The 24,001-nt window shown below is 52.7% G+C and carries 13 protein-coding genes; all 13 read right to left on the minus strand.

What is annotated here, in order from left to right; all coding sequences use genetic code 11:
- Positions 1 to 14 precede the first annotated feature (14 nt).
- Complete coding sequence (locus KQI79_RS09275; protein WP_216537948.1) at positions 15 to 2,177, minus strand: heparinase II/III family protein; 2,163 nt, start codon at positions 2,175 to 2,177, stop codon at positions 15 to 17.
- Positions 2,167 to 3,288 carry a glycoside hydrolase family 88 protein gene (locus tag KQI79_RS09280; RefSeq protein WP_367398156.1) on the minus strand — a complete coding sequence of 374 codons (1,122 nt, stop codon included), beginning with the start codon at positions 3,286 to 3,288 and terminating at the stop codon, positions 2,167 to 2,169. Before KQI79_RS09280 ends, KQI79_RS09275 begins: the two co-directional genes overlap by 11 nt.
- 1,118 nt (positions 3,289 to 4,406) lie before the next feature.
- Positions 4,407 to 6,698 (minus strand): glycoside hydrolase family 95 protein, encoded by a 2,292-nt coding sequence (locus KQI79_RS09285; RefSeq protein WP_216537950.1) that lies wholly within the window; start codon positions 6,696 to 6,698, stop codon positions 4,407 to 4,409.
- Positions 6,699 to 6,911: 213 nt separating this feature from the next.
- Complete coding sequence (locus KQI79_RS09290; RefSeq protein ID WP_216537951.1) at positions 6,912 to 7,427, minus strand: S-layer homology domain-containing protein; 516 nt, start codon at positions 7,425 to 7,427, stop codon at positions 6,912 to 6,914.
- The gene (locus tag KQI79_RS09295; protein WP_216537952.1) at positions 7,382 to 13,717 is read right to left on the minus strand and encodes an immunoglobulin-like domain-containing protein; all 6,336 of its coding nucleotides are present in this window, start codon (positions 13,715 to 13,717) and stop codon (positions 7,382 to 7,384) included. Before KQI79_RS09295 ends, KQI79_RS09290 begins: the two co-directional genes overlap by 46 nt.
- 23 nt (positions 13,718 to 13,740) lie before the next feature.
- Positions 13,741 to 14,712: a hypothetical protein gene (locus tag KQI79_RS09300; RefSeq protein ID WP_216537953.1), complete on the minus strand. Its 972-nt coding sequence runs from the start codon at positions 14,710 to 14,712 to the stop codon at positions 13,741 to 13,743.
- 196 nt (positions 14,713 to 14,908) lie between these two features.
- Positions 14,909 to 16,486 carry a response regulator gene (locus tag KQI79_RS09305; RefSeq protein ID WP_216537954.1) on the minus strand — a complete coding sequence of 526 codons (1,578 nt, stop codon included), beginning with the start codon at positions 16,484 to 16,486 and terminating at the stop codon, positions 14,909 to 14,911.
- Positions 16,487 to 16,519: 33 nt separating this feature from the next.
- Entirely contained in the window at positions 16,520 to 17,350 is an 831-nt protein-coding gene (locus KQI79_RS09310; RefSeq protein ID WP_230191289.1) for a carbohydrate ABC transporter permease, read from the minus strand.
- A 12-nt stretch (positions 17,351 to 17,362) separates the two neighbouring features.
- Complete coding sequence (locus KQI79_RS09315) at positions 17,363 to 18,292, minus strand: carbohydrate ABC transporter permease (protein ID WP_216537955.1); 930 nt, start codon at positions 18,290 to 18,292, stop codon at positions 17,363 to 17,365.
- A 127-nt stretch (positions 18,293 to 18,419) separates the two neighbouring features.
- Positions 18,420 to 20,165: a sensor histidine kinase gene (locus KQI79_RS09320; RefSeq protein ID WP_216537956.1), complete on the minus strand. Its 1,746-nt coding sequence runs from the start codon at positions 20,163 to 20,165 to the stop codon at positions 18,420 to 18,422.
- A 110-nt stretch (positions 20,166 to 20,275) separates the two neighbouring features.
- Entirely contained in the window at positions 20,276 to 21,652 is a 1,377-nt protein-coding gene (locus KQI79_RS09325; protein ID WP_216537957.1) for an ABC transporter substrate-binding protein, read from the minus strand.
- A 132-nt stretch (positions 21,653 to 21,784) separates the two neighbouring features.
- Complete coding sequence (locus KQI79_RS09330) at positions 21,785 to 23,380, minus strand: amidase (RefSeq protein ID WP_216537958.1); 1,596 nt, start codon at positions 23,378 to 23,380, stop codon at positions 21,785 to 21,787.
- A complete protein-coding gene (locus KQI79_RS09335) occupies positions 23,370 to 23,912 on the minus strand; it encodes a PadR family transcriptional regulator (RefSeq protein ID WP_216537959.1) in 543 nt (180 codons plus the stop codon). Before KQI79_RS09335 ends, KQI79_RS09330 begins: the two co-directional genes overlap by 11 nt.
- Positions 23,913 to 24,001: the final 89 nt, after the last annotated feature.

The raw sequence follows: 24,001 nt of genomic DNA on the forward strand, positions 1-24,001 counted from the left end.
CTTTTTATGCACATTTACTTTACAACCGTCGCCCTTTTCCTTCCCTCCGAGACGGTTACAAGGACGACTTCGCCGAATATTTGCACGCCCTCGACAACAACCGAATCGATATGCCTGGAAGGCGTTTGATGGCATACGACGACAATATGTTCCTCATCCGATCCCGGCATGCGAATCTTGCACGCTTCCGCGTACGCGTCGTCCGCCGGCTCGCCGGTATATCGGGTTACCGGAACTTTCTCCACTTCGGGAAATCCCGTCTCGCCCGGACGCTGCGGATACAGCACCTGCATGATCGAAACAGGGCCTGTTCCTGTGCGCGAGTAGCTTGCATACCGGTTCGGTTCCGTCCGGTTATATTCGTACGAGACGACTCCTTCGCCAATATCCGCTTGCAGCTCTTGGCTTTGGACCGGAATGACGCATAGATTCGCTCCGCTCGCGTGTTCGGTTTGGCATATTTGCGTCGCAGGGTCTATACGAACCGAGCCGGGCGCAAAATGGAAGTATTGCGTATACGTATGCTCTCTTTTGGCGGCAAAACTGTCGATCAACACCCAATAATGGGGCTTCACGAACAGAATTCTTCGGAGCGGATATACCGGGTCGTCCAGATGCCGGTAACCGTCGTGGCTCGCCTCGGCGTAATCGAAGCCGGGCGTGGAAATCCATCTTCTTCCTGCCGGCTTGGCGATTCGCCCGAATTGCCATGTGTCGACGATTTCCGTAAAGTCGATTCCGTCGACGACGGTCGTATTATGCGCGCCGCACCGTTTCAACTCCCGGCGCAGCGGGGTATGGTCGCTATAGCTGTACCGGCCCAGATCGGTAAGCAAATCCCGGCCGTATGCATGAATATCGATATGCAGCATATCGGCATGTCCATGTCCGCCGCCGAGATGGCCGCAGTGGAAGTGGAGGTATGCGTCTTGTTCGCTCCACCCCGAACGCATTACGTAGTTACCGGAATATTCGAACGGATACGACGTTTGCGAAGGCGTCCGTGCAGGCATACTTTCGTAAATCCGAATGCCTTCCGTTCCAAACTGCCAGGCATTGTCGAAATCGACCTCGTCGTTTCCTCCGAAACGGAACGTCGAATCCCGGAAGAAAATCGCCGCAGCCGTCAGGATCGATCTGACATCGCTATTGTCGCTGTCTCCCAACATCGGCTGCCTATGGTTGGGCTTGGCCCAATAGAGCGAAGCTTCGCACATGCGCCGCACCGTCTCCGTTACGGCCGGATCGGCTTCAATCCCGTTGTTGCGGGCTGCCAGGAGAACGTCCAGATAGCAGAGAAGCACTTCGTGATGATACGTTGGCGATTGCTCCCAATGAACGCCGTCCTCCATCACCTGGACGAGCGCCGTTTCCCGGAGCCTGTCCATGCTCAGCCTCCGCCACTGCGCCGCTTCCGCGAACTCCGGGACGAACAAGGAGAGCTCGAATAATCCGCTGTTCTCCAGCACGCCCCAATTGCTGATCCGCTTCCAGCCCGAATAGGCGGCAGCGATATATTGCGCATGTTCGTGCAGCGACAGCAGCATTCGGGCCGCAAGCCGCGGCGTCATGTGCGGGCTGTCTTTCACATACCGGAACGCCTTGATCCAATTGGAGCAGCGCAGCCCCGCTTCGATCGAGCGCCATGTCTTCGTCTCGCTCGTCGGCGCGGCGGGAACGGGATTGCGGTCGATCCAATGCTCGAGCTGGCGGCAGAACGTTTCGGCGTAGCGCTCGTCGCCCGTCAATGCATACGCTTGTCCGAGCGCGATCCAATAGCGGTGCCGGTTGAGCATATAAGCCCATTCGACGTCCTGAAAGGGAACATGTTCCCAATCGATCGAGCCGTCGAAGGAAACAGGAATATGGGTGCGCTCCATATCCCATGGAAAACGGAAAACGAACGTTTGCCGCACGACTTCGTCGGCCGTTCGCATCACTTCGTCCAACTCGCTTGTACAGCGCTGTTTCACATAGGCGGCAATCTCCGCCTTGTCCTCGTCGCGAATAGAGAATGTCGGCGACGTTCTGTTCGCCATATGCCGATGCAGCGCCGCATAGGCGTCGTCGTAACGCTCCGACCGAACCGCTTCCTTCGCCCGTTCCAGGCCCGGAGCGTCCAGGTCGAGCAAGGCAAACAGGCCGAATTCGCGGCCGGCCTCGTGTCTAGCGTTCATACCAGTATCCTCCGATTCCCCGTTCCAACCGCATCAGCGACTCCAAATAGAAGTAATCGCCCCAGATCATGAAATCGTCCGGCGACAGATCGCCGCGAACATGATAGGAACCTCGCTTGAGCAGCCCTTCCGCTTCCTCCCCGATCGTCGCATAATGATGCACCAGCGATGTCATTGACTTGACGAGCCATTCCTGATAATAAGCCCGCTCGGGATCACACTCGTCCAATTGCGCGATCAGTTCCTGCAATCCCGCGGCCGCAATTGCGGACGCCGAACTGTCGCGATAAGTATCGGGCGTTACGGGAACGTTGAAATCCCAATAAGCGACATGGTCTTCCGGCAAATGCTCGAAAAAATATTTTGCCATACGTTTGGCTGTTTCCAGGTAGAGCGGATCTTTCGTATAGCGGTACGATAATGCGAAGCCGTATATGCCCCATGCTTGGCCGCGCGTCCAGGTCGAGCCGTTCGTATAGCCTTGATGCGTCGCACCGCCGATCGGTTCTCCCGTTTCCTGATGGAAGAAGAAGGTATGGTAAGAACTGTCGTCTCCTCTTACGAGGTAGCGCCGGCTTTTGTCCGCCTGGATCGCCGCAGCTTCCTTATAGGTTGGATTGCCGGTCTGCTCGCTCGCCCAATACAGCAACGGTAAGTTCAACAGGCAATCGATAATGATGCGCCCGCCTTCCTTCGGGTCGTTCGCCGGCCCCCACGCTTGAATGTAGCGGCCCGGCTCGCGCCAGCGCTTCATCAGCGTATCGGCGGCTTGCAGCGTCAACTGCCGCGCTTCCTCATCCTTCTCCACAATCCACTTCGCTTTCGCCGACAGGGAATACAAGAATCCGATGTCGTGATGATCGAGCACGACGCCGGCGTCCAGCCGTTCCCGAAAGCTCTCAACCGTCCGCGAAGCGGCCGCCCGAAAGCGTTCGTCGCGCGTATATTCGTAGCAAAGCCACAGCATGCCGGACCAAAATCCGTTGGTCCAATCGTTATTATCGATTTGTTGGTACATGCCGTTCCGGCTGACATGGGGGAAGCGATCCCCGAATCGGTCTATATTTTGTAACGTCTTGGCAACAGCGTCGTCAATCGCGTTTTTCCACACAATAGCAAGCTCCCTTCGCATTGTTAACATTGCTTACTATTAATATAGTGAAAAAACGGTCTCCTAAAGGGGTCAAATTTTAGCTGGGATGTGCAAAATTTTGACTTTATTTGCGGAAAAATGAGGGAGAGCATTTGGTTCTGACTTGCCTTCGGGGAAGCGCGGCGGAGTTATGTATGACGGCATGTCCTTTGAATTTCCTTTTGTCGGTATCCCTCTTGTTCAGGCAAAGATTCGTACCGGAATCGGGGGCAAGACCGACGAGATCCGGAGCGGGAAATCGTTGTGGAACAAAAGGTTCTTTGATGCGAAGAACCCGGTTTTCTGAACGAAGGGGATGTCGACAAAAGGAGAGGGAAAAACATTAGTGCGGAGATAAGGACTGTGCAAGATGTACGCTAAGCCGGCGTTCATTGCACAGCCCTCCTATTCATAGGGCAGGCCTACAGGCTAGGATCTTTCATTCAGAGATCTGCAATTGTGCATCTTTTTACCCGTTTCGATCGGATGCTAAGGCAAAGCCTGTGAAAATGCATCTCTCTTCGATGGAAATGGGATGGTTTGATGCGGAACTCCTGCATAATCGAAGACTTTTTCCCTCTTTTCCTGTTTCGATGGGGAATTACCTGCATTTTGAGTCAACTTCATGATTCGCTACCGTTGATGTAACTTGCTTTATTGCGCATTTGGCGCTAACGAAACTGGCAATCCTTACTGGGCTCAAAATGAAGATGTTCCCATCCTAACGAAAGTACGCATCGTTATTCATTGAAAATCGGCGGTTTTATGGCCATTTTCCCCTCATTAGCGTGTTTCAGTTTCGTTACACGACCAACAAGGTGATTTACAAGGCTATTAGCGTGTTTACGTTTCGTTAGACCGCTCGATGGGTCGTCAGCCGCCAACGGCATATTTGTCGCGGTCAGTTGCGGGTCAATCACGCATGACAATCCACACAAACCTGAGTCCGCAGCCTTTTTGATGCAACCGGTGGCATATTCGTCAAACCCGCCCGCAATTATCTCCACAAAATACCGCTAATTTTCCTTTTTGACTCCAAGAGCACGCAATTCCAGATACCGTTAAAAAGACGCTTAGGACGAATCCGAACGAATCTCTCATTTTGACTCTATCCGATACATTACCCCGGGCGGAATAAAAAAGCGATGAAGGTCTTCGACCGTTTCCACCGAAACCGGCTTGCCTTCCGGTCCGAACACTTCAATCGGCTCCGCGCTGCGGACCGCTATCGCTCCCCCCGTCTCGGTTCGAACGTCGGCTTGCCGCAATCGTCCATTCGCCCATTCGATATCGAATACATATCCTCCGCGAGCCCGAAGACCTTTCACCCGGCCTGAGGGCCATGCGGGAGGGAGCGCCGGCAGCAAGCGAATTTCGCCCTTGTGCGATTGCAGCAGCATTTCTTGAATCGCGGCCGCGCCTCCGAAGTTGGCATCGATCTGAAACGGCGGATGATCGCCGAATAAATTCGGATGCACAGCTTTGCGCAGCAAGTCGCGAATGCTGGCATGGGCTTGTTGCCCGTCCTCCAGCCTTGCCCAGAAATTCGCAATCCAGGCCTGGCTCCAGCCGGTATGGCCCCCTCCATTCTCCAGCCTGCGCTCCAGCGTACGTCGGGCGGCGGTCCCCAATTCGGGCATCGTGCTAGGATCAATTTGTTCTCCGGGGTACAGAGCGAACAAATGCGAGATGTGGCGATGACCGGGCTCGGCTTCCTCGTAATCGACGGACCATTCCATGATCTGGCCGTGCCGTCCGATTTCAGGCTGGGGAAGCCGGTCTCGGGCGGCCGACCACTCCTCCCGAAGCGGCCGGTCCAGATCGAGACGCTCCGCCGCCTCCATGCAGGCGCCAAATAAAGCGAACGCAATTTGCGAATCCATCGAGGGACCGATGCAGAGCGCCCCGACCTCCCCTGCTTCCGTAATATAACGGTTCTCGGGCGAAAGCGAAGGCGCGGTTGCAAGCCGTCCCCTCTCATCTTCGATCAAAAAATCCAGCAAGAAGAGCGCCGCCTCTTTCAGCACCGGGTACGCCCGATCGCGCAGAAACGCTTCGGAACCGTTATACCGGTAATGTTCCCAGAGGTGAAGGGCCAGCCAGGCGCCGCCCGTCGGCCAGAAAGCGGCGGGCGTCCAGGCGGTGAATATGCCGCTTTCCGCCCACAGATTCGTTACGGAATGAACAGCGAAGCCTCTGGCCCCGTATAATTGGCGGGCCGTTTCGCGGCCGGTCGCAACGAGCCGGTCGATCAGGTCGAACAGCGGTTCGTGGCATTCCGGCAGATGCCCTCCCTCCGCGATCCAATAGTTCATCTGCAGATTGATATTAAGATGGAAATCCGATTCCCACGGCGGGGTGAAGCTCTCGTTCCATATCCCCTGCAGATTGGCCGGCAGGCTTCCGGGACGCGAACTGGCGATGAGCAAATAGCGTCCGTACTGGTAAAACAGCGCTTCAAGCCCGTTATCCGCCAAGCCCTCCCGATATCTTAACAGCCGTTCCGAAGTCGGCAACCGCTCAACCTCCGCATCGTCTCCGGCCTCAAGTTCCAGCGCGACTCTGTCGAACAAGCGGCCGTGGTCCCGGATATGCGAAGCCTTGAGCTCCGCATATGGGGTCGAGGCCGCCCGCTCCGCCTGAACCATCGCTTCCGCGTAAGGGTCGCCGCATCGAAACGAGGTCTGCGCCGCGATGACCAACATTACCGAATCGGCATGGCGAATGTCGATATAGTTGCCCGCCGCCTCCGTTTCGCCTCCGGCGGCAACCGCCCGCAGCACGGCCGCGTAATGCACGCCGTCCGGCCCGCATTGCCCTTGCATCGTCAGGATATTGTCCGCTTCTCTCCCGATCTCGCCCTCGAACGGTCTGCGGCTCAGTCTGGCCGTCATAGAGAGAGCCCCCGGCCGCGAAGCCGAGATACGAACAACGATCGCCTGTGCGACGGCGCTCGCAAATATTTCCCTGCGGTACGTTGTATCTCCCGCCCTATATTCAACGGAAGAGATGCCTGTCTGAAGATCCAGTTCCCGCCGATAGTCCGTCGCCGCGGCTTGCCCCTCCAGATTCAGCAATAAATCGCCGAGCGGCTGATATGGCCCGAAATAATGCGGCGCATTGGCCAAATGCAATAGAGCCAGCTTCTCCGCTTCCCGCGGTTTGCCCAGCCGAAGCAACTCCCTGATTTCCGCGAGCTTTCCGGCGCCATCCGGGCAGCCGCCCCGATTCGGTCCCCCGTACCAAATGGAATCTTCATTCAGCTGTATCCGCTCGCCGCCGATTCCCCCGAAGATCATGCCGCCCAACCGGCCGTTGCCGACGGGGAAGGCCTCGGTCCATACTCCGGCAGGCCGCCGCTCCGTTAATTTGCAGCTTTTGTTACCCATATCGTCACTCCCGATCGTTCAATTCAAATTTCGATAATAATACCATAATAAAAACAAATTCATATAAATCCAATGAACAAGCGCGACCTGAAGCGTGCAATATTTTGACCGTTCTTATGAAAAAAAAGGGCCCCCGTAAGGATAATCAACAAACCGGGGTAAAACCGGATAAGGGATTCATCCAAGATGAACCCCTTATCCGCCCTCTACAATCTATGGATGGGTTTGATATTCCAGCATTCTGAGCAGCATCGCGACCGCTTCCGCCCTCGTTGCGGCATCGTTCGCAACGAATCGGCCGGCGCCGCGTCCGATGACGATGTCCAACTGACGGATTGCTGCCACCGCGCCTTTCGACCACTTTGGAATGTCTTCGTCATCGGCGAAGCCCGTGGTCGCATTCTCGTCCAGAAGCCCCCCTAGCGCTCTGGCAATCATCGATGCCATTTCCGCCCGGGTAATATGCGCTTCCGGCCGGAAGCTTCCGTCTTCGTACCCGTTCACAATGCCCGCTTGCACGGCGAGTGCGACTGCTTGCTCAGCCCAGGCGCCAATCTTGGACCAATCCGTGAGCGCTGGCGCCGATCCAGCGCCATCCAACTTCAGCGTACGCGCAAGCATGACCGTAAATTCGGCGCGGGTGACCGGGCTGTCCGGCTTGAACGTTCCATCCGGGTAGCCGCTTACGATCTGTTGCGACGCCGCGCGTTGACGGAACGCTCGCTCCAATGACCGGCCATGTCGGTGAACATCGGGTCCGGCTGCTCCGCTTCTTCTCCGTCCTCCTCCTTTTCCGCCGCCATCACGGCAAACTTGGCAAAGCGCTCTGCCTCGACAGTGATCCATTCGCCGTCAACTTTGCCGCCTATTTCAATCCACATGTTCTTCTCATCGTCGTAATAGAAGATGGCGGCTTTCCGATCCTTGCCGACGTTCGCCGCATCGAACTTGATCGACAACGTGACCGGCTTCTTAAGGTTGCCTCCGATATTCTTCGACACTTGGAACATTGAACTGACCGGCGTTTCCCGATCCGTCAAGAGGCGCGAAGGATCGGACAGCTTCTCGATCGCGATGCGCAGTTCCTGCCCTGCCGCCCCAGCAGGAACTTTAATGATGATTTCCCCGCCCAGGCTGACTTCTCCGCTTCTTCCAACCGGAATGGAAACGAAGCCGTTGGCCGATGCGACGATTCCGGGACCGCCGCCGTACCGCCCGCTCGAATCGCCGTCGCTGCCGGAACCGCTATTCCCTCCGGCCGCTCTTGGGACCGCTGTCGCCGTATTCGAGAAATCGCTGGCGCCTTCCGCATAGATGGCCTTTACAACGAACGCATAGCTCGTTCCGTTCGTTAATCCGGGAACGGTATAAGAGTTCGTCGTTACATTGCTTGTTACGAGATCCCACTGGTTAGGGTCCATTGGCGCAGCCGTTCCTTCGTATTTGTATACGGCGTAGGTAACGGCTCCGGCCGCTATCTTCCAACTCAACGTTACCCGACGATCCCCTCCCGCTGCGGCAAGTTGCTGCGGAGCCTCAAGCGCAGTGGATTTCGTCACCGCTTGCGTCACGGTAAACGTTACGTCCTCCATCTCGGCCGCGGATACCGTTACCTTTGCCGTATACGTTCCTGCCGCCAGACCGTTCTTCGCTGTCACAGTGAAGGTCGTGGCAGGCGTTGCGGCATTGAGCGTCGTTGCCGCCGGCTGCGTGATCGTGAATTTGTCTGCATCCGCTCCGCCTAAAGCTACGGCCAGATTCGTCAAATCGCCCGTACCCGTTCGCTTGACGACAATCGTCTTCGTCTCCTGCGAACCGGACGCGTAACCTTCCGTTAACGGCGCCGCTGTCTGGTTGATGATCGGAGCTATGGTAAACTCATTGCCGGCCGTATTGTCGAGCTTGCGTACCGTTACTGCGAATGTTTTCGTTATTTTCGCTTCTTCGTTAATGATGAGAGCGGTTATCGTCACGCGAGCATCCCCTTCGGTATAGGCAGGGCGCTTCACATTTCCGTTATTGTCGATAACGGACGGTCGATCCGTCGTCCAAACAATCGTGGATCCATATACCGCGCCTGTCTTCGGCAAGATAAGGTTCCCGGTTACCCCATCGGCCGTATCGCCAACGGCAAAGCCTATTTCGAGCGCCTCCATGTCCGCTGCCGCCTTCTCGGCAGGAGACGCATCCGTAGGCGCGATCCACTTGGCATGAAGAACCGTATTATCGAAGACCGTGCCGGTTTCAAAGTTCCACGCCGTCGCATAGCTTTCGTCCGTATACCAGCCGCCGAATTTGTAACCTTCCCTAGTTGGGTCCGTTGACGGTTTGGCTGCATGGCCGCCGACAGGTACAACCTGATGCGGAATATAGCTTCCTCCCCGACCCGTTTCAAACTCGACCGCTTTCAGGCCTTCGTTCCCGATTTGTTGCACGCCGATGTCAAGCGCATCGTCGGGTCGAATGGCGTTTCCGAAGAAGTCGCGTGTCAACGGGAAAATTTGGCTTACGTCCCGCCAGCCTGCAAGCGTTTGATCCGCTCGAAATCCGGCGCCTACCGCGGCATTGCTATCCGCCGACTTGAGCTTGAAGCCCGCCAGCTTGGACGCGTCAAACTCGGAACGGGCGATCGCTTTGCCGGTCCCTGTATTTCTAGAGTTGGACAGAACCGTATTCTTATCTCCGTTCTCAACAATCGTTCCGTTGGTTGGAATATCGTCTTTAGGAATGACGTCAATATCGAGAGACTGCTCTATATTTGCCAAGATCGTGGCCGGATCCGCATACATATTATGCGATCCATACACGCCTGCGGCAAATTTGCTTCGATCGATCAAGGTTTCCGGATAAATGATATTGTAATCGAAGCTCCCATGCGTCATGACGCTCTTTGAACCTATGTCGAAAACGCTGATCGTGTCTTTGCCGTACACAATATTGTTGTAAAAATGGGTCCAGATCGAGCCTGTGCTGCCTGTACCGAATATTCGCGTCGTATTTGCGCCAAGCTTGAAAATATTGTTGTGTATCAACGGATAATCCGCGCTGCTTGAACTGCCGCCAACCGCATAATAAAACAAATGCGAGGATGCCGCGGATCCTTCTTGGGGACTGCCGTCGTCAATACTAATGTTGTAACGCACAACGCTGTTCTTCGAAGCGGGCATGAACAACATGAAACCGCCATAATTGTTTCGGCTGTAGTTATATTGATAAACTGCCCCGTCATTGAAACTGTCGATGTCAAATGCTTCGCCGTCGGCGCAATTGTACGGGTTGTCCACCACTTCGTTATATTCCATCACGGAATCCTTGGCGCCCATGAACCAGAGAGCGGCGTAATTGGCCACACTGATATATTTGCCGATCCCGTCGGTGATGTTCGGACCTTCCCCGTTCGGCTTCGCGTCGGTCAAATACGTTTTCCCAAACCCCGTAATATAGTTGTAACGGACTTCTCCCTCAAGCGCGTTGGATAGAACCATGGCGTCGCCCGAGCCGTTCGCCATGTAGTTGTTGAAGTAACGAACCTTCATAATGGCGGGATATCCGCTTTTCGTCCAACCGTCCGGATGGAATCCCGTATTGCGAATTCCTTCGTTGTCGCAGCGGATGGCGGTATTGCCTTCAGCCAAAATATCGTCGATATAGCCGTAAAATATAATGCCGCCGGCCACCTTGGCGCCGCCATAGCTCTGATGAAGGGCATTGACGTCGTGTACGTAAGAATTGGTCACGTATATATGGCTTTTTTTGCTGGCCATAAAGTTTTCGGGAGTGCGCTCCTCCAGCGTCCCGGCGTAATTATTCATAATCATAATGCCGTTGCGCCCTATCTCCCATTGGGGACCGAGATTTGTCACTTCAAGCCCGTCGATTTCCCAATATTCCTCATTGACGAGCTCAACAGCGCCGGAAGCTAAACGTTTTTCTACCGGATTGGTGTCAAAAATATAGTACGGGTCCTTGCTTATGGTGCCGCCGCCGTTAATAACAGGTCTCTTGTACTTGTGCCCTCCGTCGTTGTATTTGCCAAGCTTGATCGCCTTGCCCTCCGTGCCGGAGCCTCGCAGCTTCAGTTGCCCGTTCCAAATCGACTCGGCATCCAGGAAGATTCGGTCCCCGGGATTGAATCCGGTCTGATTGATCTTGTCCAACGATTTCCAGGCAGTCTCCGGCGTCAAGCCGTCATTGGCATCATTTCCGGTTTGATTCGAAACATAATACGCTCTCGGTTCGTGATTCGCAATGTCGACCGTAATATCCAGCGTCTTTCCGCCTTCAAATTCAAGCGCGACGGTTGCCTTGCCCACGGGAAGCGAGCTTAAGAAGCCGTCCTTGAGCAACATTAGGTCCGTGGCGTCTATGAGGCGGTAATCGACGTCTTCGACAAGTTTCCGGCCGTTGTACAACACTCCGGTCAGGTCAGCCAGGTCCGGCGTCACGCGCAGGGCGATATTTTTCTTGTTGGCCAGGTCAAATTCAACAACATCGGGCGTCACCGTATATTGTTTGCCGGCTAACTTGACCTGCGCGGAGACCGTGGCGGTCTTCAGAGCCGCCGACTCCGAGACGACGGAAACATCGTCAAAAAAGCAGCGATTTTCGATATTTCCGGCGTTAGCGTTCCAGTTCGTCATCAGAACAAGAGCGCCGATGTCCTTGACGGCAGTCGTTCTATATGCGGTTTGCCCGTCAATTTTGGCGGTCATGCCGTCGCCGTTAACGACCCACTCGAATTTATGCCATCCTGCGGAACGTTCGATTTTATCGCCGGTCGAGCCGTCCGTAGGGTTCCATGCGCTGCCGGCGCGCCAGATATAATAACCGTACCGGTTTGTATCGCTTTTATCCTGCACTACGCCTAGCGCATAATAATTGCTGGTGCTGTTGTTATTGGCGGCATTCTGGACGCTGAACGCCAATTTGATCAGTTGGTCCATATCGCCGGGATCGTAAAACCAAGCCGTTACCGTGCCATGAACCGGGCTGTCCGCTCTTGAATTCACCACCGCTCTGGCAGGTCCCGTCGTACCGGACACGGCCGTAGCGGCGCTTCGCCCATAATGCGGCTTCACCGTGGAATGGCTATAGGAGCCGGGAATTCCGACAGTAAACTTCTTGTCGTCCTCAAAATGATCCACGAAGAGGATGTCGTCTCCCTCATAATAAGATACCGTCGCGTATACAGTTACCTGGTCATCTCCCGACTCGTCCGGATTGTAAGAGGGCTTGACTTGGATGTTGCCGTCCCGGTCCACTTCAACCTTATCCTTGTCTTCATCGTTAAGACTATAGGCGACATGATCGATGACGTAGTCGAATCCGCCGTCAATGAACAGCCTGTCGCCGGAGCCCTTGCTCAACACGGTTGAATCAAAGCTCAACGCCAAATCTTTCCCGCTGTAACTTGCGCTTTGGTCAGACGGTTCCGAATCCGTATATCGCGTATCCGGATTGCCTAACGCCCTTACCGTATATATGTATGCCTGCGCATCGGGCAAAGCGAATGTATACTGTGTCGCCGGCGCATCGATCAGTACGGGTTGATGAACGGGAACATCGTTCAGGCAGAGCTGCAATTCATACTTCCAGGCATAGTCAACAGAGTTCCAGTTCGCCGTTCTCCCCTTCCACCCTGTCGCTTCGGGCTTGCCGAGAGATTGGATTGCAATCGCGTTTGACAGATCCGATTCCGGACTGTTCGCGTAAGATTTACCGTCATACATTGTGCCGAGCGTAACCATCGATACCCGGTAGTCGCCCGAACCGGCTGCTCTCATCTGTGAAATCAGGCTTTGCCGGTTCGACTGCGCGTTAAAGACGAACGCATCGACGGCCATATTGTCCTTATACAATATAAAAGCATGCCAAAAATCGTAGTTTGCCAGATTTGAGCTAAAACCGACAACCGCATCCTTGCCGCTCGCTTCGCCCAATGTAACGGCTGCAGGCGCAATAAATCGGTCAGGGGCTTGACTGTCCCCTACCAAGAGCAGCGCTCTGGCAGACGCGACGGATACTCCATTCGTGATGACGCAGTAATAGCTCTTGGCATTATCCGCCAAGTCGGCCGCAAACGTATAGCTGCTGCCGGTCGCGCCTTCTATTCTTACAGGCTCCGCATCCGGCTCCTTGTCTACAACATACCATTGGTACTCCGACGGATCGCCGTTAACCGAATCGGCAGCTGCGGACAACGTCACAGTTCCCGGATTCGACAGGATTTGAAAACGGGGTTGTTGCGTAATCGACAGGCCGAAGCCTTTGGGATCGCTTAATGCGGAATCCGGGGTATGCCGATTATCGGCCGTTACGCCTTTCACCTTGAATGCGTAGTCTCCCGGGCCGTGTTGACTAATCAGACCAGTCCAATCATATTGGTTCGTCAAAGAGGCTTCCGAACCCAGTGACGTTCCGTTCTTAAACAATTCAACCACATAGCCGGCCGCACCTGGCATCTCGTCCCATATCGCCTTGGCGCCGGACCATGCCAGGCCTGTCGCCGCATTCGATTCGCCGCTTATCGTCAGCTGCAATTCGCGCGCAACATCCCCAAAGCTCAATTGAAACGTATAGCTTCCCGGCGGCAAACTGTCTAAAAATTGATTTGCAATCGCAACAGTATGTCCCGGCGTATTCACGCTGTAATTTTCGCTGCCGATCGACGCGCCGTTCCACTTTACATCCGCAAAACCATCCAGATGAGGCGAAACGGTCACCGTCAGATCCTGTGCGGATCCACGATGATAGACAGCGCTTTCAGGAGAGATGGAGTAGTACACTTCCGCGGTCACCGTCACCGTGTCCGCAGTTGCCGGAACATCATTCGCGTCAAGAACGATCCGTCCGTTTTCCCCCTTCCCGATTCCTTCCGGCTTGTCATAGGCAGCATTCGGCGTAAGCAACCCCGCCTCTGAATGATCGGCTTGTACATTAGCTTGCGCCAAATTCGCTCCTGCAAGCGAGAAGATGAGAACAAGCGATACAATCTTTTTGAACTGTCGAAAAAGAGACATATATTTCCCCCCTCAAATTAGAATTAGAATCGGATAGCGTTAAATTTTTGCCGGTCAATGCTTATGTTTGCGCTTTCAACGCGTTCCTTCACCAACAATCGAAGCTGATCCTCCGCATAGATTTGGAGCAAAAGCGGTTTCGCATCCGAAAATGGCTTATCACCCATTTCCTTCTTGGACATCAACAATACATCGACGACCTCGCCTTTGTATTCGACTTCACTCCGTTTCTGACCCGGCTCCAGTTCCTTCAGTTCATACCATATGTCAAGCGCTTGCGTATCTCCTTTGGGGATATCGTTCTCCGTCTGCGTCAATATTTCGGTGGAGCCGTCTTGGCGCAACATCATGTATGTAAGTTCTACACCCAACGTAAACAAATCTTTATTCGCTTCGTAAACGGGATACAACTCTTCATCCGTCACCTTCGTTTTATTCGAGTACCACTTGACAAGTTCGGACCAAACATGGTTTCTGATATAGTTGTAATATTGATACTCGTCAAAGGAGGACAAACCGTAAAACACCTCGCCGTCCTTCAGCATGCGCTCACGCTCGGCATTCGTCCTTTCCCGTTCGTTCATGATGGAGGAAAAGCGGATGTCCTTGCCGATCAGTCCCTGTTCCACGGCAACGATCGCTTCCATTTTGGCTGTCAGCAGCTTGTCAAGCGCGCTGTTGCGGGCGTATTCCAAGGGGGTTTGCCCGTCAAACTTACGATCCCAAAAATCGGAGTCGGCATCCGCGCCGTATTGCTGATAAAAAGTATTGGCGGTCAATGCTCGTTCATCGTATAAAAACAGCAGAAATTCTTGTTCGGACACCCCAAATCCGTCAATGGTCAACAAGTCGCCTTCATCCCCCTGTTGAAACGATCCGCTTACCGGCTTGATTAAGAAGAAAGCGACGAAAATAAAGCTTGCGGCAACGGCGGCAACCAATGAAACCAACGCAACTCTCTTCGCTTTGCCATGAAAAAACGGGCGGTCCGTCAAAAAAATTCACCTCCTGAACGGCTTCATGCCGGCTTTTGTTTTAATACTATAATAGGGAAACGATTCTTCCGGAGCGTGCACGAAATTTACTAATATGTGCAATTTTTGTACGGGGATGTGTGCGGCACAGTTGCGATTGCAAACAAACGAAAGGCCCACCCGCCGTCATGCGGATGAGCCCTTTCTTTTCTCGGCCTTACCTATATTCGCTTGGAGTTACGCCGTTATACTTTTTGAACACCTTCGAGAAATAAGTTCGATCCGAATAGCCTAATTTCATGGATATGACTTCGATCTTGCCCGCATCGTTCTTGATCATCTGCGCCGCTATATCCATCTTCAGCCGATGAACATAATCCGTGAAATTCATGCCGGTTAATTTCTTAAAGTAGCGGGAGAAGTAATTCGGATTCAGAAACAGGCGATTCGCCATCGTGACGGCTGTAATATTCTCCGACAAGTGCTCTCTCACATAATCCTCAATAATTTTCAGCCTGGGCGTTTTCGAGAACATGATGCCGGAATTTGCCGCCGGACCCATGACATGCCGAATCCGCATACGGATCAGTTCCAACGTCTCTTCGATTCTCCCCGAATGCAAGAGATAGTAATGAAAGGACTCCGATTCCACCTGATAACCGAGCTCAAACTCGATCATACGGATCATTTGCGAGCATTCCGATAGCCCTCTGGAGGGGTAGACCGCGCTTTCCTTCATTTCTGCCAACGATTGATCGAACAATTCCAGTATCGATTCCGGGTTCCCTTCGCGTGCGGCAGACAAGAATGCCGCTCTTACGCCTGTCGTCATATGGGGGGTTCTCAGCCACTCGGCCGGCTTCCATTCCTGCAGGACGGCATAGGAAACCGAATCGTAATACAGGTCGGAATCATACTGCTTCAGGCGGGAATGGACGGAACCGATCGATTGGACGTCCCGAAACGGATTGCTGACGACGACTCGCATTCGCACCTTGATATACTCCTGCACCGCGCTATGAACTTGGTCCATATATCGGCCGAATCGTTCATGCGCATTGACGGCAAGATTCTTCTCGTAATTATAGATCAGCAGAATCGTCCCTTCTTCGTCTTGAAACACCGATATTCCATCCATACCCAAAGCCACATTTTCCGCAATATTATAGAGGGCGAACCGGATCAACGGAAGATCCTTGAAGCTGTAGCGCGCCGCGAATGAAGCGTAATCGAACATGCCGAGCGCCATCAGGAAGTCGTTTTTTTTCCACACGACTCCTATTCTTAAACCCAATTGCTTCGCCGAATCCGAGTCGTCTCCGGACAAAATCTGCTTCATGAACGACTGTTTAAGCAAGTTTTTGTGCCGTTGAATTTCGATTCGATTCGATAATTGCTCCAGGCGGCTTGTTATTTCGTCGAGATGCGAAACCGCCTTAAGAACGCTTTCCTTCAATTTGTCGGAATCGAGTTCATCCTTGATCAAATAATCGTCCGCGCTGATCTGTACCGCCTTGCGGGCGTAATAGAAATCCTCGTGACAGGTGAGGAAAATAATCCGGACATCCGGATTGATTTTCTTCATCTCCATAGCCAGTTCGACCCCATCCATCTGCGGAAGACCTATATCCGTAATAACCAATTGCGGGTCCTTCTCTTTGAACAGGCGCAATGCCTGAACGCTGGAGCAAGCCGAAGCGGTTATTCTTAGGCCGAGCTCATCCCATGGCAGCAGCTGCTCCAAATAACTTAGCATGGGAACGTCGTCGTCAACCAGCATCATCCGATAAGTCATGCAGCTTCCCTCCGCATCTGCAGGCAGGTCTGTCTATCCTTTGACTCCTCCCACAGTTATTCCTTTAATCACTTGTTTCTGAAGAAGCACGAAAACGATAAGAATAGGCAAAATCGTCGAGACGGCAGCCATCATAATCACCGCATAACTCGTACCGTATTGGGAAGCAAACGACTGTATGCCGAGCGTAACGGTATACTTGCTTTTACTGATCAGGAAAATCAACGGGTTCTGGTAATCGTTCCATGTCCAGAGAAACTTCAGAATGCCTACGGTAGCCAAGATCGGTTTGGCCATCGGCAGAACGATCTGCCAATAAATTCGCAAATGGCCGGCGCCGTCAATCTTGGCCGCTTCGATATACTCCGTATGAATATCCCTAATAAATTGGCGCGCCAGAAAGGTCAGCGGGATCGAAAACGCTCCCATCAATACCAGTGCGGAGTGCGTATCGTAAAGCCCGAACCATTTGACAAGGATATATCTTGGGACCAACGTCGATTCCTGCGGGATAAGAAAGAACGAGAGCACAAGCACGAACAACGCATTTTTGAACGGAAAATTCAATTTGGCGAACGAATAGCCGGCCATGGATGAGAAGAGCAGCGTCAGCAATGTCATTAGGATCGCAAGTTTCAGCGAGTTCATATAGTACAAGCCGAACGGCACATGTCCGAGCCATACGGTTTTGAAATTCTCGATCATGTTCCACTGGGCCGGAATCCATTCGATTGGAAATTTCATCACATCCACTTCATACTTGGCGGCTGCGGAGAGCATCCAAACCAATGGAGAAATGAACAACAAGGAGAAAAGGCCGATTATGACGGTAGCGATCCATTTACCTAAACGCAATTTTTTCACCGGTTGTACCTCCTAAAACTCGTTCTTCTGCATACGCGATGTGGCTATCGTAATCATAGCGATTATCAGAAACAGCACCATAGACAATGCCGAAGCGTAGCCCATACGGAAATTTTGGAAGCCTTCCTCGTAAAGGTAATAAACCAATACGTTGGTCGCGTTATTCGGACCTCCCGAAGTCAGAAATGCGATCAAATCGAACACCTTAAAGGAAGAGACGATGCCGGTAATACTCAAGAAAAAAGTGGTCGGCCCGAGCAAAGGAACGGTTATCTTGAAAAATTTGTGTAAAGATCCGGCGCCGTCGATTTCCGCCGCTTCGTATAGCTCATCGGGTATGTTCGTTAATCCGGCCAGATAAATGATCATATTGTAGCCGAGAACCTGCCACACCGCGATAATAATAATCGCCCAAAGAGCGTAATTGGTGCTGCCCAGCCACCCCGGAGGCTCGCTCATCCCTAACGACATCAAGATGTTGTTGATTACGCCTTGCGTAGGGTGGAACAATACGCTGAACACGGTTGCAATCGCTACGGTGGTAGCAATATACGGGATAAAGAAAACCACCTTGAACAGTTCTTTCAGGTATACCTTGGAATGGATGACTGCAGCCAGAATCAATCCGAGCGCCATGCTGACCGGAACGAGAATGACCGAATAGAGCAAATTGTTCTTCAATGCTTTAAGAAATTTCGCATCGGAGAGAATCGCCTTGTAGTTATCGAGACCGATCCAATGGATCGCATCGAATCCTCCTACCAGGTTCCATTCCGTAAAGCTCAAATAAAGCGAAAAGAATAACGAGAAAACGCCGAATAACAGGATGCCCGTAATCTCCGGGACGACAAATAAAAATCCGACCAACGATTCCCTGCGGGAGTTCGTCCAAAAAACCTTCCTGCCTCTCTCCCCATCCGTCTTCGTGGAAATCAATGCCATCTCTCTCACCTCAATCTATATGTATCTATGAGAGTAATATAATGGATTGAGGGAAGACCGGCGCAAACGATTTATACTCATATGTGAAATATTGTTACCTTGGCTGCTCACCGCTCATCGGCTGCAGTCATTCGCCCTGCGCTTGTTGGCGGCTGCTTTCCTCCGGTTTGGGAAGAAACATAATAAATGTGGTTCCGGCATCCTCATTTCGCCGCACGTCTATTGCTGCCTTCTCTCCGTAAGTTAGACGCAAGCGCCTGAGCGTGTTTAACAACCCGACTCCGCGATTTTCCTCAACATGCGCTTCCTCCCTAAGCATTGTCCTGAGTCCGTCGATCTGCGCTTCTTCCATGCCAGTCCCGTTATCTTTCACCTGTACGGCCACCCCTGACTCCGTTTCGCCGATTTGTACCTCAATCTCCGCATAATCGGGGGGATCCGCAAAACCGTGGACGATCGCGTTCTCCACCAATGGCTGCAGAATAAGGCGGGGAACTTCGAATGACTCCAGATTTTTCGGAAGCTCTACGATGAGATAAAGGCGCAACCGGCTTCTGACCTTCATGATATCGACATAATCCTGGAGCAGCTTGCATTCCTGCCTTAACGTACTCATATCGTTGACCCGCATGTACGCTCTCAAGAGACTCATTAAAGCTTCAACCTGCCGGCCGCGAACGGAATCTCCGGCAAGCAGCAATTCGCACTTGATGGAATTCAACGTGTTAATCAAGAAATGAGGCCGAATTTGGGAGAATAAAGCCTGCAGTTCAATAATCCGCTTCTCCTCCTGCTCTTGTTCGACGTCGGAGATCAACCGGTTGATCTGGTCCAGCATTTTGTTAAAGGCGCTGCCCAGAACTCCGAATTCGTCGGTGCCTGTTACAGGAAATCGAACGAGCCGATTCCCGCCTCCGAATTGCTCCGCCGTTCTCTGCAGCTTGAATAACGGCCGATGAATCCGTTTCGCCAAGACGATGGAAATCGCGATAAAAATAAGGACCGATACGCCAAGAATTAGCCCGTACAGAAAAAATATATTCGTGATTTCGTCCGTAATCTCCTGAGGCGAGAACCTATATAGCACTTGCCAGCCCGTTCTCGCGACCGTTGACTGCAATTCGATCACTTCAGGGACGGATTCAAGCCCCGATTGTTGCGGGTATAAGAGAATCGGGGTCCCGTCCGCTTCATACAAGCCGATCTGTCCCGCTCCGATGCCTTCGAACAACTGATGGAAGTACCGGTAGGAAACGGCTACATACAACACCCCTAAATAATCATTGCCGCTATGATCTTTGATCACTTTCACGAAAAGATAATTCGATTCGCCAATATCGTAGAATTCTCCTTGTCGTACAGGCGCGTTTAACCAATAAATCCGCTCCGGATTCGCTTCCTTCTTCCACCGTTCGGTGATCCGTTCGGATGATACCGCTTCGATCCTGTTATTGGCAGCGTAATCGGCACCGGCCGTTCCTATCTGGAACCGGGCTTTGTTCACATAGAATACGCGCGCTTTCAAGCCGGAAGTCTTGGAGAAGGCCAGGTCCAGCATTTCGGAAATGCGCCCGTATCTCTTATAATCTTCCGAAGAAGCAATCCGGTTCACATTCTTGAACGCCTTCAAGTCGTCATACAGCGCGTTGTATCGGAATAAATTGGAGGCGTATATAATGTCCTCCACACTCTTTTCCATATCTCCGGCTATCACATTGACTACATTCTGACGCGAGCTTTGTACCTTGTCGATCACCACATCCTTGATCAGGAAAAAGGCCATGAACGAAACGATGGACAGCGGAAGCAGGATAAATATAAACATGGTTAGCTGATTCCGCATATAGAACGATCGTTTAAACAGTTTGTACATGCGTCTTTCGCCTCACTCCGCTCTGAAGTCCGATTCAATCGAAAGCCTGAAAAGGCCGCCATTTGGCGGCCGCCTTCTCATTATACCAATCTCTCAATCGGTCGATCTATTTATTTTTTCGCTTGGCTGATGATTTTATTGGCATCTTCCATCATCTGTTTCTGTGCGGCTTCAAACGTGAGGTTGTCGAGCATATAAGTGCTAAAACCGTCCTCGATCACCTTCTTCATCTGCCCTGCATAATCGGTTGTCCAGTTCGCGTCGTAAACTGTCTTCGCTCTGCTGTCAAAGACAGTCGCTTTCAAGGATTCCTCGTCGATCAATGCGGCGTCCGGGCCGACCAGAGCTTGTATGACTTTGTTGGCATCCGCCTTCTTGTAGCCCGGGAAATCCCGAATCACATCGGTCTGCTGAGCTACGTATTGAATGAATTTATAAGCTTCTTCTTTGTGCTTGGAAGTGGCCCCCACCGATAAATAGTTCCCGCCGATATAAGAAGATCCGATTTCCGCGCTGGCGGACGAACGGGGAAGCGGCGCAAACACGGTCTGAAAATCATGAGGATATTTCTCTTTATCCTTGATCATTCCCACAATGAATGTTGCCGTAGGCACCATGGCCGCTTTCCCGCTGAAGAATTCCGACGCGTAATGAAGCTTGGCGCCGACGATCTCAGAGAACGACTTGACCGATTTGTCTTCCTTCTCCATCGCGCGGCGCAGCTCGAAAAATTGCTTGTAGGATGCGTCGTCGAAAATGGGCTGCTGATCTTGGGACAAATACGGATGCGGCTTTTCGGAGTATGCCGGGAAGTTCACGTACTCTCCCCAAGTATGGAAATAAGCTCCGAATTGTTTATCCGCTCCTTCGCCCTTATTCAACTTTTTCGCATAATCGCGGAAATCGTCCCATGTCCAGCCCCACTCCGGAATCGGAAGATTCGCTTCATCCAGCGCTTGTTTGTTAATCATAACCACCCAAGGGCTGGCCATATCTTGAAGACCGTACACTTTACCCTGATATACCGGATTGACGTAAAAGTCGTTACCGGGATCGATGTTATTCTTCTCCAGATACTCGTCGATCGGGGCCAGAACGCCTCGGGCCGCCCGCTCGATAATAAAGTCGACATGTGAGAATTGAATGACGTCGATCGGATCGTCCGCCGCGCTCATAATATCCAACTTCTTGTAGAAGTCGGTGCTGTTTGCGTTATCTACAAGTTGTACCGGTTCTACATGAATATCGGGATTGTCCTTCTCGAAATTGTCGGCAATCTTCTTGATATCCTCAAATTGCGAACCATTGTACCAAGTATAGTATTTGATCGTAACCATATCCTGTTTCTCTTCCTCTTTCGGCTGAGTTGCGGCCGGCTCGCCTCCCGCAGCCTGTTCGTTTGCCGGCGTATTGCCCCCGGTTGATCCGCATCCCGCAACCAATGCGATCGCAAGGAAGCTTATCAATAACATTTTGAACCTTGTCATTTGGTATCCCCCTACCTTTCATAAAGTTCCTTCGATTTCGATTGTAGTAGGGAGAGCGCTTCCACGGTGTGCAATATTTGAATATGTTTGTGCAATATTTCGATATTCGTGAAAGCTTTTCATATTAGTCCGCTATTCGTCGATGGTGTATCCAGCCGGCAACCGACGAACCGGCTTTCCAACCGGATAATCCTGCGCTGCGGAACTTTCTCTTTCCAAACATTCCATCACCGTCAGTACCAAATCTTCGCGCCACGGCCGTCCGGCCACCTGTACGCCTACCGGCAGTCCCGCGCTGCGCACATTCGCCTTCGCCGCGGCTTGCGCCATTCGATCCTTGCCGACAACTCCTGCAGCGCCCGCCTCCTCTTCGGGACGAACGGCAGTCGTGCTGATAACGCCGGCAGGCAGGCCCAAATAGTTATACAACAGAGCATACGCGCCTTCGAAGCTCATTTCCAACGATAGGTCATGCGGTATAGCGGGAACCGGGAAAGGCGGGCCAATGAGCGCATCGATTTGCTGCCGTTCCAATTGCCGAAGAAATCTTTGACGGTACTCTTCCCGTTGCGATATCAATCGTTGCAGTTCCTTCGCCGACTTTTTCCCCATGTATGGAATGAGATGCGTTCCCGCCAGATTTTGTCCAAGCAAGCGAAGGATCAGGGAACCTATGCGCTTCTTGCCGGCGGACATACCGAACGACCGGCGAATGCCGGCGATTTGCTCCGCTATTTCATCCGTTCCGACGGTCTTCTCGATTCCTTCCGCTCCTCCCGCCGATAGCAATGCGTAAAAAGAATGCAGCGCAATCTCCGGATCCGGCAGCGCGAATTCCCGCACCTCGGCCCCATATCGTTGCAAAACGCCGGCAGCGTCGCGCACCGCCCGTTGGATCGCAGGAGAAGGAGCAAGCATGCCATCGCTCGTGTAAAACGCTATGCGCAAGCCCTTCACTCCGTTAGCGTTCATCCGAATAGGGGCCCGGCTCAGCGACTCTGCCGTGGAAATAACCTGCATCGCCAAAGCGAGATCTTCGACATGCCGCGCCATTGGGCCTATGCTTGACATTGACGCAGCCTCCGGTACAACGTGCGCAATTCCCTCCGGTTTCTTCGCAGGCACCCGCCCAGGCGTTGGCTTGAGCGCATGAATCCCGCAGTAATGGGCCGGAGTTCGAACGCTTCCTCCGACATCGGTGCCAAGTCCGAGCGGGGAACCGCCCGCCGCGATCACAGCGGCTTCGCCCCCGCTGCTTCCGCCGGAAGAACGCTCCCCCGGGCGCCAAGGATTGCAAGTCCGACCGTACAACGGATTGACGGACTCGCTTCCCATCAATAGCTGCATGACATTCGTTTTGCCTAGCACGATGGCGCCCGCATCCTTTAATAAAGCTACGCTTGGATCGTCCTCTTGCGCCCTTTGTCCGCGGCGGCTCGCAAGTCCCCATGTGCTTGGCGTTCCGGCAACCTCGATCGATTCTTTCACCGTGATCGGCACGCCGTGCAACGGCCCCGGCGCTTCTCCGCTCTTCATCTTGCGGTCCGCTTCCTTCGCTAGTTGCCGGGCCTCTTCGAACATCGGAAAAATGACTGCATTGAGGAGCGGATTGATCTCCGTTATTCGTCCGATGTGAGCTTCCACCAATGCTTCCGAAGTCCATTGCCCCTGTCGAATTCCTCTGGCCATTTCCGCCGCGCTTAAGTGTAATAACCGTTTATCGCTCATGACGGCGACCCCCTTCGGAGTAATTTGCCAATTCGTTATCGACCCATTGCAAGCTTAACTGAAGCTGCTCGATGCCGAACGACAACGTCTTCATCCGAAACGGATCCGTTGCCGGATTCGCAAGCAACGCCTCCCGCATCGCCGATAGATGGGCAAGACCGTCTTGAAGCCGCGCTCGTTCTTGTGCGAGCCACTTCACGATTTGCTCGTCCGAGCAATGGGAGCCGAAGTAAATGCGTAAGAGCAGATCGGAACGCTGAACGCTCTGCGCTACCGGCGACGCCAAATATTCCGCGAACGCTTCGCGGCCTTTGTTCGTAATGGCGTATACATTTTTATTCGGTTTCCCCTCTTGAAACATCACTTCCTTGATTACTAGCCCTTCTCTCTCCATTTTTCTGAGGGCCGGATAAATGCCGCTGAAGGTGGCCTCAAAAAAATAAGAAATCGACTCGTCGAACTTGCCTTTCAAATCATATCCGGCCATCGGACCGTCCAATAGAAAACCTAGAATGACGTTTTGAATGTTCAATTTGCTCCCACCTATTTTGCAATCCATTTTATATTATCATTGATAATATTGTTAATCATAATATAATCGTAATGTAAAGTAAACAAATT

The sequence above is a fragment of the Paenibacillus sp. MSJ-34 genome (assembly GCF_018918005.1).
Lineage (GTDB): Bacteria > Bacillota > Bacilli > Paenibacillales > Paenibacillaceae > MSJ-34.